Below are 13,846 nucleotides of genomic sequence, written 5' to 3'. Positions count from 1 at the left end.
GGTAATTTAAATGGAACTAGTAAGCTATTTAATTGAAGCCCTTACACCACTAAATCTGTTGTTGGCATTAGTGGGTGTAATTGCCGGTACCATTATTGGTGCCATGCCGGGGCTTTCTGCAACAATGGCTGTTGCTGTCTTAGTGCCATTTACCTATGTGATGGGGCCAGCTTCTGGCCTCATCGTACTAGGGGCCATATACACTGGGGCAATTTATGGTGGCGCTTTCGCAGCCATTTTGGTCAACACACCAGGAACTCCCTCTGCCATTGCGACTACCTTTGACGGTTACCCTTTGGCAAAACAAGGTAAAGGGGCGTTGGCCATCTCTTTGGCAACGTTAGCGTCTGTTGGTGGTGGTCTAGTCGGTGGGTTAGCTTTGCTATTCCTTGCTCCTCCTCTTGCCGAAGTCGCGTTGGCATTTGGTCCATCTGAATATTTCTGGATGGCTGTATTTGGCCTTACACTGATTTCCGCATTATCCGTCGGCAATACTCTTAAGGGGTTAATAGGCGCTTGTATTGGCTTATTGCTTTCTGCTGTTGGGGTGGCCGTTGTTGGCGGTGATGTACGCTTTACTTTTGATCAAGTTTCCCTGCTGGGTGGTATTGATCTGACGTCTGCTATCATTGGTTTGTACTGTATTCCAGTCATCATTGATTTGGTAGCAAACAAAGCACCACACTTAAAATTTGAATCCATCAAGGGAAAGTCGTCTTTATCTGAAGCCTTTGGTTTAATCCTAAAGCGTAAATTTAACTTGTTGCGCAGTTCCATCATAGGAACCGTTGTTGGCATCTTGCCTGGTGCTGGCGGCTCGATTGCCGGTTTAGTGGCATACACTGAAGCGCGTCGAAGCTCGAAAGAGTCTGAAACATTTGGTAAAGGTGCACCTGAAGGCATAGTGGCAACTGAATCTGCAAACAATGCCACGGTTGGTGGTGGTTTTATTCCTACCTTGGTTTTGGGTATTCCTGGAACGCCTCCAGACGCCATTATCTTAGGGGCTTTGTTGGTTCAAGGTATCAAAACTGGGCCTTCTTTGTTCACAGATCAAGGTAGCATTGTTTATACCTTTATCTATGGCCTAATTATTGCGACCTTGCTGATGCTGCCAGTTGGATTGATTTTGGGTAAATATGCCTACAAATCCATCTCTAAAACACCAAAAGAGCTTTTGGTTCCCTGTGTCGCCTTCCTAACCGTCATTGGTAGTTATGCTATCCACAGCAACCCGCACGATACTTTCGTTATGTTTGTATTGGGTGTTGCCGCTTGGTTCTTAGCCAAACTCGGCTTTAGCGCCTCACCGATCGTACTGGGCTTAGTATTGGGTAAAATTGCCGAGCAAGGCTTTGTGCAAACTTACTTGATTGGTTCTGCTCAAGGTCGCACATTAGAAATGTTTTTTGGTCGACCAATCTCGATCGGCATCATAGTATGCTGTGTGATTGCGCTGTTATTCCCAATTTTAGCAGCACGTAAACAGAAGAAGCGTGAGGTTATTGAAGAGCCAAGCAGCAAACCCAGTGTATTAGTCTTTGTTCTTGCCTTAGTTGGTGTCGGCATAGTGTTATTTAATGACACGAAAAACATGTCGATCCTAGGGGCGGTTTTCCCGTCTTACATCGCAGGCGCCATGATTTTCTTATCCGCTGTATTATTTATTAAGCTAGCGATTAAAAAAGGTGGATTTAATCAGAACGCCAAACTTCTACCAAATAAAAGACAAGCTGGTGTCTCTTTGGTTATTTTATTGTGGACTATCTTCATGGCAAAAATAGGTTTTGGCTTAGCCGCCATTATCGCCTTTATTTCCATCATGTTCATTTCCACATTTGAAAAACCAAAACCAATGCGAGTGGTTATTAATATCATAATCTCAATACTGATTGTTTTATTATTCTACTTCTGCATGAAAGAAATCTTATTATTAAGATTACCAAGCGGAATACTTTTCTAAGGAAAATAAAAACACCTAAGAAAATATCGCTTACAGCATTAAGAGTGACTTGTTTACCAAAAAGATCGTGTATTATCTTCACCGATAAAACTGTCTTTTAAATAATCTAAAAAACAAGTCACTCTCGCTGACAAATTCAATTTCTCCATATAAACCGCATAAATATCAGCATTAGGTGTTTCATAATTATCTAACACCACTTCAAGCTTTCCTTGACGAATATATTTCGCTAAATCCCATTCAGCTCTCATCACAATACCATGACCATCTAACGCCCAGCGCAATGCGATTTCACCATCATTGGTCACCAAATTGCCGTGAACTTTGATCACCTCTTCAGTATTATCCAAAATAAACCGCCAAGCCGTTGCTACCTGCTGACTTTGCTTAATAATAATGCAGTTATGAGACAGTAAATCGGTTGGTACAACAGGCTTCCCACGGGCTTTAAAATACTTTGGCGCAGCACAGATAAGACGTCGATTAGGGGCAATTTTTCGAGCAAACACACGAGAGTCCGGCACAGTGCCAAAACGGATACAGACGTCGATCGATTCGTCAGGCAAACTAATGGGACGGTCTGTTAAGATCAACTGAACTTCAATATCTGGATATTCATTAATAAACTCAGAAATAATAGGAGAGATATAATTTCGCCCAAACCCTAATGGCGCATTCACTCTTAATAAACCTTTCGGTGAATCTCTTCTTTTCGAAACCACCGACTCCATCTCGTCTATTTGACTCACAATATTTTTTACATACTTTAAATATATCTCTCCTTCATTCGTCAAACTTAAACGTCGGGTTGTTCGGTTAATAAGACGAACACCTAGCCTTGACTCTAAATTAGACAATCTTTTTGTGACAGCTGACGGTGTTAGATTTAATTCTCTTGCTGTCGAGGACAAACTACCATTACGAGATAAAGCAATAAAAAAAGTAAACTCAGATAATGTATCCATTTATTCCTCCTAGGAAAGACTGAATTTCCTTATATTCTAACCTTCATTTCAAATAAATACTAAAATAAATCCATCATTTCTATAAAAAGACAGAAGTAAATAAGGAGGCTTTGATGAGTCACGAAAACTCGGTTGAGTATATGTCTGACGTCATGACAAAGTTCACAAGCTATATTGGTAAGCGCCTTCCACGCGATGTGAAAAACAAACAAGCTGAATTGCGTCAAAAAGAAAAAAACCCCATGGCCATCGAAATTTATGACACCATGGCGGAAAACCAGGATGCCGCGGATAAATTGAATCGTCCTAGCTGCCAGGATACTGGGGTAATTCAATATTTTATCCAAGCGGGCGCAAAATTCCCTTTGTTAGGTGAACTGGAAGATATCCTTCGCAACGCGACTTTGGAAGCGACTCGTCAAGGTCCACTTCGCCATAATGCGGTTGAAACATTTGACGAGAAAAACACAGGTACTAACGCTGGTTCTAAAATCCCATGGTTAGACTGGGACATTGTACCTGGTGAAGATACCGCAACGATTGAAGTCTACATGGCCGGTGGTGGTTGTACTTTACCAGGTTCAGCCAAAGTACTGATGCCTGGTGAAGGTTACGAGGGCGTTGCTGACTTTGTATTCGATGTTATTACTTCTCGTGGTATCAACGCTTGCCCACCGTTATTAGTCGGTGTGGGTGTATCCACCTCAGTTGAAACGGCCGCACGTTTATCTAAAAAGGCCATTCTAAGACCGGTAGATACTCGTAATCCAAATGCCAAAGCAGCCTTAATGGAAGATTTGTTGGAAAGCGGTCTAAACGAAGTAGGAATCGGACCTCAAGGTTTGACAGGCGATAATACTGTCATGGGCGTAAACATTGAGTCTTCCGCTCGTCACCCTTCTACTATCGGGGTAGCTGTCTCTACAGGTTGTTGGGCTCACCGTCGTGGCACCATCAAATTTAACCCAGATTTAAGCTATGAAGTACTGTCTCACGATGGAGTCACTCTATGAGTAAAAAAATACTAACCACCCCTATTTCTGACGAAGCATTAGAAGATCTAAACGTCGGCGACATTGTGTATCTTACAGGCCATCTTGTCACTTGTCGTGACGTTGCCCATCGACGTCTGATTGAGCTAAAACAAAAATTGCCTGTCGATATTAAAGATGGCGCTATTTTCCACGCAGGCCCAATTGTTCGTGAGAAAGAAGATGGTTCCTATGAAATGGTTTCCATTGGCCCAACGACCAGTATGCGTATGGAAAAATTTGAGCGCCAGTTCATCGAAGAAACTGGGGTGAAATTGATTATCGGCAAAGGCGGTATGGGTGAAGAAACCGCCAAAGGCTGTTTAGAAAACAAAGCAGTTCATGCTGTTTTCCCTGGGGGTTGCGCTGTGGTCGCGGCCACCAAAGTAGAAGAGATTGAACAAGCTGAATGGAAAGATCTGGGAATGCCAGAAACCCTTTGGGTTAGCCGTGTGCGCGAGTTTGGCCCACTGATTATTTCCATTGATACGAAAGGTCGCAACATCTTTGAAGAAAACAAAAAAACCTTTAATGAACGTAAAGGTAACATTTTGAAGAATATTCACGAGCAAGTGAAATTCATCAAATAGGCAACCAATTCCTTTACTAAACAAAAAGGCTTGTCCCCGGACAAGCCTTTTCTAATAAATGCCCATCAAACTGAATAAAACCCAAGTCTTCTTTTGTTTCATTCAATCCATCTTTTCTATAGCTGTGTTAGAATCATTCTCAGTTCCAGCCGCAAGAGCGGTGGCCTTACTTTGCCATTTAATATGGTATTCGATGTTTTTTTAGGAGATGAGATTATGCGTCAAATCACGCTTAAAATCGTATTGGCTGTGATGGCCACTTTACCCGCTCTTGCTCTTGCTCACCCAGGGCACGAACACACTAATAGCTTTATGACAGGCTTTCTTCATCCACTAGGTGGGTTGGATCATTTATTGGCCATGGTGGCTGTTGGCATCTGGGCTACAACCTTAGGTGGTCGCGCTATTTGGGCCGTTCCTGCTGCGTTTGTTACCACTATGCTTGTTGGTGGAGGTCTGGCCGTAGTGGGCATTCAAGTCCCTTTCATTGAACAGGGCATAGTCTTATCCGTATTGTTTATGGGGGCTCTACTGTTAGCCAGCGCCAAGTTTTCATTGCTTAGTTGCGCATTAGTTGCGGGATTCTTTGCTCTATTCCATGGTGCTGCTCACGGTTTAGAAATGCCCCTAACGGCTAACGGCGCCGTTTATACTTTAGGATTCGCAACAGCGACTATTTTGCTGCATAGCGTTGGTATGGCATTTGGTGCCGTTGTAGCCAGTATTCAGGCCCCTATTATCAATCGCATTACGGGTAGCGTTATTGCCGTCGCAGGCATGGTTCTCGCTTTCGCTTAATGCTTTATTTGTAATGTCAAAAGGCCAGGCATATTGTTGATATGTTTGGCTTTTTTATTTTTCCCCCTAAATCCTCCGCTAGAGCATACATTTATTAACAAAAAGAAGCGGACGCGTCATACTAGACATAATATGATTTTCTAGTAATCCTTAAGGAAACAGGACATTTTTTTGAAACAAGCTCGACTTAAGCAGCCCTTAGCCTTGGTGATTGTATCCATTGCATTTTGCTTCATTGTTTTACTTGGTGGCTATTGGACTCAGTCTGCCAGTAACTCAATCGTTCATCAAAAATCATCCATTCTCAATGGTTTATCTCGTTCACAGGCTTCAGCCTTAGAACGACGTCTAGCTTCCGCCTTTACTTCCGCCAAAATCATGTCTTATGAAGTGGAATTGCATAATGGTGACTCACCTTGGTTTGATAGCTATGCTAACCGACTGATTGAATCCATTGGCGGTATTGAAAACATTCAATTGGCTCCAAATGGTATTATTGAAAAAATCTACCCGCTCGCAGGTAACGAAACAGCCATTGGTTTAGACATAATCAACTCCACTCCTTACCATGAAACCACTCAACAAGCCATCATCACTAAAAAGATGATTGCCATTGGTCCCGTACCACTGGTTCAAGGCGGCGTCGCCGTTATCACCCGGGCACCAATTTACTTGAATCAAGGCCAAGATAATGAATCCTTTTGGGGCCTCGCATCGACCCTCGTCTATTTAGACGATTTAATCGACGCAACGCAACTAAAAGAATTAGAACAAGACGGCTATCAGTACGAATTATGGCGTCCACACAATGATAAAGTTGAACGCGTCACACTTTCTTCTTCTGCTGAATCCCTTGGCGAGCTGAGATCGTCAAGCCAACTGGTATTGCCCGTCGGCACTTGGACCCTGACCATAAGTCAAAACATCGCTGATGAACTAGCGTCCAATCAATTTAAAGGCTATAGCGTTAGCGTTATTATCGGCTTTTTACTTTCAATTGCTCTCTATGCCCTACTTATACAACCTTTAAGATTAAGCAAGCTGGTAAAAGAAAAAACCGCAGCTCTAGAAGATTTAGCTTATCGAGACCCATTAACCAGTCTTCCTAACCGCCGCTATTTACAGGATAACTTGCCCAATACACTGTATAAGAACCAATTACGCAGTCGCATTTCGGCTTTTATTTATTTTGACCTAGATAACTTTAAGCGCATTAACGACACCGTTGGTCACGATATAGGAGATCAGGTTCTGGTGATTATTGCTGAGCGCCTTAATGCTCTCAAAGGTATATCAGATCAAGTAGTGCGTTTAGGGGGCGATGAGTTTGGCATTCTATTAGGGGACATTAAAAGCACAGAAGAAGCCGAGGCCTTTGCGACTAAGATACTAAAAAGCGTACACAACCCAATTAAGTTTAATCAACGAGAATTCACTCTCAGTACCAGCCTTGGTATTGCCATGATTCCAGAACATGGCTATGACTTGGTTACCATAATGCAAAACGCAGATATGGCACTTTATCATGCTAAACAATTGGGAAAAAACCAGTATTCGCTGTACACAGAAAGTATGAAGGTCAACACCTACAACACCATTAAAGCCGAAGATGACCTTTCCCAGGCCCTAAGAAATCAAGAGTTCGTACTGTATTACCAACCTCAATTTGATTTGCAAACCAACAGGGTCATTGGTGCCGAAGCATTAGTACGCTGGAATCACCCTGATAAAGGCCTAATTTTCCCGAATGAGTTCATTCCTGTGGCGGAAAAAACCGGACAAATCGTTGAACTTGGCCATTGGGTGATTGAGACAGGTATTGCTTATTTAGCCGAACGTAAAAAAGCGGGATTGTCTGACATCTTATTGCACATAAACCTAGCCTCTCAACAATTAGCCGACCCTCGTTTTGTCAGTCACGTTGAAAAACTCTTAATTCAATATCAAGTTCCGGCTCGACAGCTCGGTTTTGAGATCACTGAAACAGACATTCTTGAAGACATAAAATTAGCGAAAAGCTTACTTCAAACGCTTAAGCAAATGGGGATCTGCATCGCCATTGATGATTTCGGAACAGGCTATTCATCGCTTGCTCAACTGAAAAACCTGCCCGTGGATTTATTGAAAATTGATCGTCATTTTGTCCGAGACATTACCGAAGACGAAAATGACCGAAATATTGTCGAAGCGATTATAGCAATGGCGCACAAGTTGAATATCAAGGTATTGGCCGAAGGCATTGAGACCAGACAACAATGGCAAATGCTAGCTGACTTCCAATGTGATTTTGGTCAAGGTTTCTATGTGAGCCGAGCTGTTTCTGCAGAAGACTTTAACAAAGCACCACCTATTGTTCATCATGATCAAGAAACATAACTTTTAAGCAATAAAAAAACCCAAATGCCTAAGCATTTGGGCTTTGATGTTGTTGAATTTAGCCTGGCCTTAAAAGAGCCTCAGCCTATTAAGAAGCTAAGCAAATTGCTCGACCGTGGTTGTGCACTTCAACCAGTTCTTTATGAAGGCTACAAATGGCCTTTTCATAATCTTCTTCATCAATCACAAACTGCATATCGACCTGACGCATAGATTGGTGCATCGCTAACACGTTCACTTCTTGCTCGGCGATGGCTTTTACTGCTTTCGCTAGCATACCTGTGGTTTTCATATCACTGCCAATGGCCGATACGATAGCCACTTTACGCTGAGTGATTTCAGCCTCAGAAAAGCGCTCACTCAACACCTTCATAACACGTTTTAGCGTTTTTAGGTTAATCGCCAAATAATGCGTGATGGTATTTGCATTGATGTCTTTAGCAATAATATGCGCATTAAATTGCTTCAAGACTTTCAGGATAGCGCCATCGAACTGGTCAATGTCACCGGCCATGTCTTGATCAAATAATTCAACTGCAAACACACCGCGACAACCCGCAATAATCTCGACACAAGGTGCATCACTGACGTAGTCACCGGTTATTAATGTACCAGTATGCTCTGGCTCAAAGGTGTTTTTCACACGCAATGAAATACCACTTTGACGCAAACCTTTCGCTGCTTTCGGGTGAATGGCTTCCATTCCTAAGTTGGCCAACTGATCGGCCACATCGTAGTTTGTACGACCGATTGGAACCGCATTGGTTTCACCCACCAAACGAGGATCCGCACTACTCAAATGGAACTCTTTATGAATCACCGCTTCATGCGCCTTGGTTAACACCGCAATACGACTGAACGTCATTTCACTGTAACCGCGATCAAACGTCGACATTAAACCCGTTTCACTGTGAGCATAACCGGTTGTAATGGGAAGCTCTTTGCTTAGGTCTATGTCTTTGAAGGCATCTAAAATACGCTCATCCAAGGACATATGAGCAGGACTGTTCCAACCCGTTAAATCAACAAAAACCGCATTTACGCCATCACGTTGCAACAAGTGAGCTGTGTTCCAAGCACTGTGCGCTTCGCCAATACTGGCCAACATTTCACGCACGGTTGCCAAATGCTCACTGATTGAGAAGTGACCATGCTGACAAAGACGGTGTAAGTCTTCTAAGCACTCTTGCGCTTCCTGCAAACGACTGCCAAGAAACGCATCAGCTTGATCTCGTAGATCTCCTGCATCAAACAGCTCATGGTTAATCGCCATCATAGCTTGACGAACTTCTTGCAAAGCAGGAAACCAATGATTTTGTTTGCGCTCTTGTGCAAACAAGGCATACACACCAGCATCACCTGTTTTTTTATGCTCTAACAGCTTATCTGTCATGCCACCGTAAGCGGATACCACAAAAATACGATTGTAAAAATTACCCGTTTGTGCCGGTTTGAAAATAATATTATCTCTAACCGAACAGTAGTCACTCATGGACGTACCGCCGATTTTCTCAACTGTATGTTGTCCCATTACAAATCCAATATTTTGTTGGGGCAAAAGCACCCAAAATGATCAAAGTGAAAAATTGTCGCTATATTGTCACAAGGCTGTAAAAATTTTAAGCACTTTTTGATATCAATTTTAGCTGCCGCCCTACTTTTTCCGCCTAATCCAATAGTTCGTAGGCACCTTCTGAGTTATGCACTTCGTTACCTGTGATAGGGGGATTGAAAACACAAGCCAGCTTCAACTCTTTAAAAGCACGTAATGTATGTGGATCATGCTTATCTAACACATACACAACGCCAGGTTTAATCGCGTGTTTTTGGCCTGTTTCTCGGCTCTCAACTTCGCCTTCACCAGAAATGCAGTACACAGATTCCAAATGGTTCTGATAATGCATATCGAAGTCTTTGCCTTCATAAATAGTGGTAATGTGGAAAGAAAACCCCATGTTGTCTTCCTTCAGGATCAAACGTGTACTTTCCCAATTACCATCAGGAGATACGACTCGACGCTCGGTTTTTTCACATTGTGCTAAATCACGTGCAAACATAAAATCCTCTTAAAATCTGTTATTAATCCAATATCAATGCAATAAGTAACATCACCGCTTACACGGCAATGTCGTAATTCTCATCAAAGTAGCTTTTGGCTTCTGGCATATCATCTTCTTTCGCACAGATCTCACGAATGGATTTTTCGAGGATATCAATGCCTTCTTTTAGATCTTGATCACTGATAATCAATGGACATAAAAACTTAACCACCTGATCGTCTGCACCGGATGTCTCAATCATCAAACCATGCTGGAAACATTTCTTAGTGATTTTGCTGGCTAACTCGCCACTCACACAGTTAATACCACGCATCATGCCTCGACCATGTAACGTGAAATTGCCTTCTCCGAACTCATTCACGATGGCTTGTGTACGCTGATGAATGTACTCACCTTTACGTTTGATTTCTTTTTCAAACGCATCATCTTTCCAATAAGTCTCAATGGCTTCTTTCGCTGTCACAAAAGCCAAGTTGTTTCCACGGAATGTTCCGTTATGCTCGCCCGGTTTCCATTCATCCAATTCTGGACGCATCAATACCACAGCAAATGGCAAACCGTAACCGCTTAAGGATTTTGACATAGTAACAATGTCAGGCTTAATGCCGGCATCTTCAAAACTAAAGAAGGTACCAGTACGACCACAACCAGCTTGGATATCATCTACGATCAACAACACATCGTGTTTTTTACACACGGCTTCTAAGTTCTGTAGCCAAGTAAAGCTCGCCGCATTAATGCCGCCTTCACCTTGAACCGTTTCAACAATAACGGCGGCCGGAATATCCACACCACTACTGGAATCAGAAAAGACTTTGTCTAAGTATTCCGTCGTTTCAATGCCTTCGCCCAAGTAACCATCAAAAGGAACCGTTGACACACCAGCGCCAAGGTTGGTCCCAGCAGCACCACGGTGGTGGGAATTACCTGTAACGGAAAGCGCACCTAAACTGCAACCATGGAAGCCATTGGTGAAACTCACAATGTTTTCGCGCCCTGTCACATTACGGGCTAGCTTAAGAGCCGCTTCCACAGCATTGGTCCCAGTTGGGCCAGTGAACTGCATGACATACTCTAAACCACGAGGCTCTAAAATATTTTCTTTGAAGCTCTGTAAAAACTCACCTTTCGCCTTGGTGTGCATATCAAGGCCATGCGTAATGCCATCTTCCAGGATGTATTCAACGAGTTTCTTCTTAAAAATCGGGTTATTATGGCCATAATTCAATGTGCCAGCGCCCGCCAAAAAATCTAAATACTTATTGCCTTCCTCATCAAATAAGTGAGCCCCTAGCGCGCGATGAAAAACACGTGGAAATGAACGAGCATAGGACTGTACTTCGGATTCAATCTCATCAAAAATTTTCATAGTAAGCTTCCTTTTTCTTTAAATATAAACAATGTGGTAAATCGCTAAATCAGCGACTTATTGGACCAATCTCAACCAAAAATTCGGTGTCATGTTGACCGTTAAAATGCAACTCTTGATCAAACTGGATAGACTCGGTTAAATCGGCTTCCAGCTCTTTGGATAAGCTTCTAAATAGTGCCCAAGAAGCTTGATTCGATTTAGTAATGGTCGTGTGAATAAATTTGACGTCGGAGCAGGACTCTCGCGTTAATAAGTTCACTATCATTTTTTTCGCTAGACCTTCCCCACGAGCCGATTCACTGACAGCCACCTGCCAAATAAATAACGTACTCGAGTCATTGGGTAAGACATACCCTGATACAAAGCCAACCAACTCTTGAGTATCGTTGCGCTTTGCTGCCACACAGGTATCTGCAAAATGCGATGTTTGTAGAAGGTTGCAATAAACTGAATTACCGTCCAAAGGCGGGCATTTTTTAACCAGCTCATATACGTTTGCACCATCTTCTGGCACAGGCTTTTTGAACACAAGCTTATTGACTGACATATCCCTTCTCCATTTAATTTGATCTCAAACCAATTATCAAAACCAATCTCCGAAAATATGACGTAAAAATTCTTAAAAACCCTGTAAAGTGGTTTTTATTGGGTTACAAAGGAAATTAATTTGATGTCTAAACATTATACATAGAATGATTTTATAGTCTATAAATAATTAGATGTCTAATTATTTGTGCGTTTTCAACGCTCAAAGATAAAACCAAATAGCGCACAATAAAGGGACAAAAAATAAACAAAGTGACAAGAAAAGCGCATTTTTTGTTGCAAATAGGCCCTAAAATTCGGAAAATCCGCCCCCTAATCGAAGATAAGCATAATTAATAAGATGCTCACTAAGTCAAAATACGCACTTACCTAGGCTCTTAACATCTTCGATCTCGTTTTACGGTTTCAACAAATAGAGATAAATATGAATAATAAAACATCAATCCAAGGCTCTTGGGCTAGCCGATGGATTTTCATTCTAGCGGCAACAGGCTCAGCTGTAGGTCTGGGTAACATTTGGAAATTCCCTTACATCACAGGTGAAAATGGTGGTGGGGCATTTGTATTAGTTTACCTAGCTTGTATCTTGCTAGTTGGTATTCCAATCATGATGGCGGAAGTATTTATCGGTCGCCGTGCACGCAAAAACCCAATCAACGCAATAACCGATTTGGCAGCAGAGTCTGCTGGCTCTAAGTCTTGGAGCATCATCGGTCTAATGGGCATGTTGTCTGGCGTTTTGATCTTCTCTTTCTACTCTGTCGTGGGTGGCTGGGTACTGCATTACATCAAAATCATGCTAACAGGCGAAATGCTGGGTGTGACATCTGAACAAGCTGGTGCAGCGTTTGGTGGCTTGCTTGAAGATCCGACAACCTTGTTGTTGTGGCACACTCTGTTCAGCATCATGACTGTGGTAGTAGTTGCTGCAGGTGTAAACAAAGGTATCGAAACCGTAACCCGCGTAATGATGCCTGCTCTGTTTGTGCTACTGCTTATCCTTCTTGGTTACGCAATGACAACTGGCAGCTTCGGTGACGGCTGGAACTTCATGTTCCACTTCGATTTCAGTGCCTTAACTTGGAACTCAGCTCTGATCGCACTAGGTCACTCATTCTTCACCCTATCCTTGGGTATGGGTACCATCATGGCTTACGGTTCTTACATGACACAAAAAGCGTCAATTGGTAAAACTGTACTAACTATTGGTGCGCTAGACACTCTAGTAGCCTTGGTCGCTGGTCTTGCAATCTTCCCAATCATCTTCTCTAACAACATGGACCCAGGTGCTGGCCCAGGCTTGATGTTTATTTCTTTGCCTGTTGCTTTTGGTCAAATGCCGTTTGGTCAGTTGTTCGGTACATTATTCTTTGTATTGGTTGGTGTGGCTGCTTGGACATCCGCTATCTCATTACTAGAGCCAACCGTGGCATTCTTGGTAGAGAAATTCAAACTGAAGCGCCTAACTGCCTCTATCGGCCTAGGTATCATCGTTTGGGGCTTGGGTATTGCTTGCCTAGGTTCATTCAACTTCATGTCTGATGTGACTTTCTTCGGCAAAAATACTTTTGACTTCCTAGATTACATCACAGCGAACATCATGCTACCGCTTGGTGGTATCTTGATTTCATTGTTTGCTGGTTGGGTAGTGAAAGACAAATTTGCACAGGATGAGTTGCAACTTTCAGATGGCATCTTCAAGCTATGGAACATCTCAATGAAGTACACAGCACCTATTGCTGTTGCTATCGTTCTATACTTCTTGATCAACCCGCTTAGCTAATAAGCAAGTCGCTTGATCAAAAAAATGCCGCTGATCTGAAAAGACAGCGGCATTTTTTATGTTTTTAAAATGGCTGCTAAATAGAACGTAGTGCATAACTTTCACCGGCATTTCGGAAAGATTGCTTAATTTCCATTGTGGCATTCGATTTTGACAATTTAGTCCAAATTTTTTCATGAAAGTAAAAAGCAACGGTATTAATTGCAGGCTCGACAACTGCAACCAAGCCTCCCACTAAAAAGCTTCCGGTAATTAAGTACGCCACAGTGAACGCAATAGAAAAGTGCATTACAGCAAATGTGATAGTTTTAGCCATGTCATATCCCCCTCTTTATTTAATATTTATATTAGAGGGGAACAGT

Annotated in this window: 12 protein-coding genes; 6 read left to right on the top strand and 6 right to left on the bottom strand. The window is 42.5% G+C overall.

Annotation, left to right across the window (positions count from 1 at the left end; genetic code table 11):
- The first annotated feature begins 10 nt into the window (after positions 1-10).
- Positions 11-1,963, top strand: coding sequence for a tripartite tricarboxylate transporter permease (locus DFP76_RS05280; RefSeq protein WP_113873603.1), 1,953 nt, complete (start codon positions 11-13; stop codon positions 1,961-1,963).
- 53 nt (positions 1,964-2,016) lie between these two features.
- On the opposite strand, the gene DFP76_RS05275 is transcribed toward DFP76_RS05280, so the two are convergent.
- On the bottom strand, positions 2,017-2,928 hold the full coding sequence (locus DFP76_RS05275) for a LysR family transcriptional regulator (RefSeq protein ID WP_113873602.1): 912 nt from the start codon (positions 2,926-2,928) through the stop codon (positions 2,017-2,019).
- A gap of 113 nt (positions 2,929-3,041) precedes the next feature.
- On the opposite strand from DFP76_RS05275, the gene ttdA reads away from it, so the two are divergent.
- The 4 genes from ttdA (at position 3,042) to DFP76_RS05255 (ending at position 7,723) form a co-directional block, all read left to right on the top strand.
- Positions 3,042-3,941, top strand: a complete 900-nt coding sequence (gene ttdA, locus DFP76_RS05270) for a L(+)-tartrate dehydratase subunit alpha (protein WP_113873601.1) — start codon at positions 3,042-3,044, stop codon at positions 3,939-3,941.
- Positions 3,938-4,549 (top strand): L(+)-tartrate dehydratase subunit beta, encoded by a 612-nt coding sequence (gene ttdB, locus DFP76_RS05265; RefSeq protein ID WP_113873600.1) that lies wholly within the window; start codon positions 3,938-3,940, stop codon positions 4,547-4,549. The genes ttdA and ttdB overlap by 4 nt, the downstream gene beginning before the upstream one ends.
- 216 nt (positions 4,550-4,765) lie before the next feature.
- Entirely contained in the window at positions 4,766-5,347 is a 582-nt protein-coding gene (locus tag DFP76_RS05260) for a HupE/UreJ family protein (RefSeq protein ID WP_113873599.1), read from the top strand.
- A 171-nt stretch (positions 5,348-5,518) separates the two neighbouring features.
- Positions 5,519-7,723, top strand: a complete 2,205-nt coding sequence (locus DFP76_RS05255) for a bifunctional diguanylate cyclase/phosphodiesterase (RefSeq protein WP_113873598.1) — start codon at positions 5,519-5,521, stop codon at positions 7,721-7,723.
- Between the two features lie 88 nt (positions 7,724-7,811).
- Here the strand turns inward: DFP76_RS05255 and DFP76_RS05250 are convergent, their stop codons facing one another.
- The 4 genes from DFP76_RS05250 to ectA all read right to left on the bottom strand — a co-directional run bounded on the left by DFP76_RS05250 (position 7,812) and on the right by ectA (position 11,702).
- A complete protein-coding gene (locus tag DFP76_RS05250) occupies positions 7,812-9,254 on the bottom strand; it encodes an aspartate kinase (protein ID WP_113873597.1) in 1,443 nt (480 codons plus the stop codon).
- A 136-nt stretch (positions 9,255-9,390) separates the two neighbouring features.
- Positions 9,391-9,780, bottom strand: a complete 390-nt coding sequence (locus DFP76_RS05245; RefSeq protein WP_113873596.1) for an ectoine synthase — start codon at positions 9,778-9,780, stop codon at positions 9,391-9,393.
- A 58-nt stretch (positions 9,781-9,838) separates the two neighbouring features.
- Positions 9,839-11,152, bottom strand: coding sequence for a diaminobutyrate--2-oxoglutarate transaminase (gene ectB, locus DFP76_RS05240; RefSeq protein WP_113873595.1), 1,314 nt, complete (start codon positions 11,150-11,152; stop codon positions 9,839-9,841).
- A gap of 49 nt (positions 11,153-11,201) precedes the next feature.
- Positions 11,202-11,702: a diaminobutyrate acetyltransferase gene (ectA, locus tag DFP76_RS05235; protein WP_113873594.1), complete on the bottom strand. Its 501-nt coding sequence runs from the start codon at positions 11,700-11,702 to the stop codon at positions 11,202-11,204.
- A gap of 423 nt (positions 11,703-12,125) precedes the next feature.
- Here ectA and DFP76_RS05230 point away from each other — a divergent pair, with 423 nt between their 5' ends.
- Positions 12,126-13,484 (top strand): sodium-dependent transporter, encoded by a 1,359-nt coding sequence (locus DFP76_RS05230; RefSeq protein ID WP_113873593.1) that lies wholly within the window; start codon positions 12,126-12,128, stop codon positions 13,482-13,484.
- A gap of 76 nt (positions 13,485-13,560) precedes the next feature.
- Here DFP76_RS05230 and DFP76_RS05225 read toward each other — a convergent pair whose 3' ends face one another.
- Positions 13,561-13,800, bottom strand: a complete 240-nt coding sequence (locus tag DFP76_RS05225) for a DUF2061 domain-containing protein (protein WP_113873592.1) — start codon at positions 13,798-13,800, stop codon at positions 13,561-13,563.
- Positions 13,801-13,846 lie beyond the last annotated feature (46 nt).

The sequence above is a fragment of the Marinomonas aquiplantarum genome (assembly GCF_003314975.1).
GTDB classification, from domain to species: domain Bacteria; phylum Pseudomonadota; class Gammaproteobacteria; order Pseudomonadales; family Marinomonadaceae; genus Marinomonas; species Marinomonas aquiplantarum.
The sequence above is the reverse complement of the archived record's forward strand: the minus strand, read 5'-3'. Positions and strand labels throughout refer to the sequence as shown.

Excerpts from the sequence above, each read along its gene's own strand:
- DFP76_RS05280 (WP_113873603.1), top strand. The coding sequence starts at position 11 with ATGGAACTAGTAAGCTATTTAATTGAAGCCCTTACACCACTAAATCTG.
- DFP76_RS05275 (WP_113873602.1), bottom strand. The coding sequence starts at position 2,928 with ATGGATACATTATCTGAGTTTACTTTTTTTATTGCTTTATCTCGTAAT.
- ttdA (WP_113873601.1), top strand. The coding sequence starts at position 3,042 with ATGAGTCACGAAAACTCGGTTGAGTATATGTCTGACGTCATGACAAAG.
- ttdB (WP_113873600.1), top strand. The coding sequence starts at position 3,938 with ATGAGTAAAAAAATACTAACCACCCCTATTTCTGACGAAGCATTAGAA.
- DFP76_RS05260 (WP_113873599.1), top strand. The coding sequence starts at position 4,766 with ATGCGTCAAATCACGCTTAAAATCGTATTGGCTGTGATGGCCACTTTA.
- DFP76_RS05250 (WP_113873597.1), bottom strand. The coding sequence starts at position 9,254 with ATGGGACAACATACAGTTGAGAAAATCGGCGGTACGTCCATGAGTGAC.
- DFP76_RS05245 (WP_113873596.1), bottom strand. The coding sequence starts at position 9,780 with ATGTTTGCACGTGATTTAGCACAATGTGAAAAAACCGAGCGTCGAGTC.
- ectB (WP_113873595.1), bottom strand. The coding sequence starts at position 11,152 with ATGAAAATTTTTGATGAGATTGAATCCGAAGTACAGTCCTATGCTCGT.
- ectA (WP_113873594.1), bottom strand. The coding sequence starts at position 11,702 with ATGTCAGTCAATAAGCTTGTGTTCAAAAAGCCTGTGCCAGAAGATGGT.
- DFP76_RS05230 (WP_113873593.1), top strand. The coding sequence starts at position 12,126 with ATGAATAATAAAACATCAATCCAAGGCTCTTGGGCTAGCCGATGGATT.
- DFP76_RS05225 (WP_113873592.1), bottom strand. The coding sequence starts at position 13,800 with ATGGCTAAAACTATCACATTTGCTGTAATGCACTTTTCTATTGCGTTC.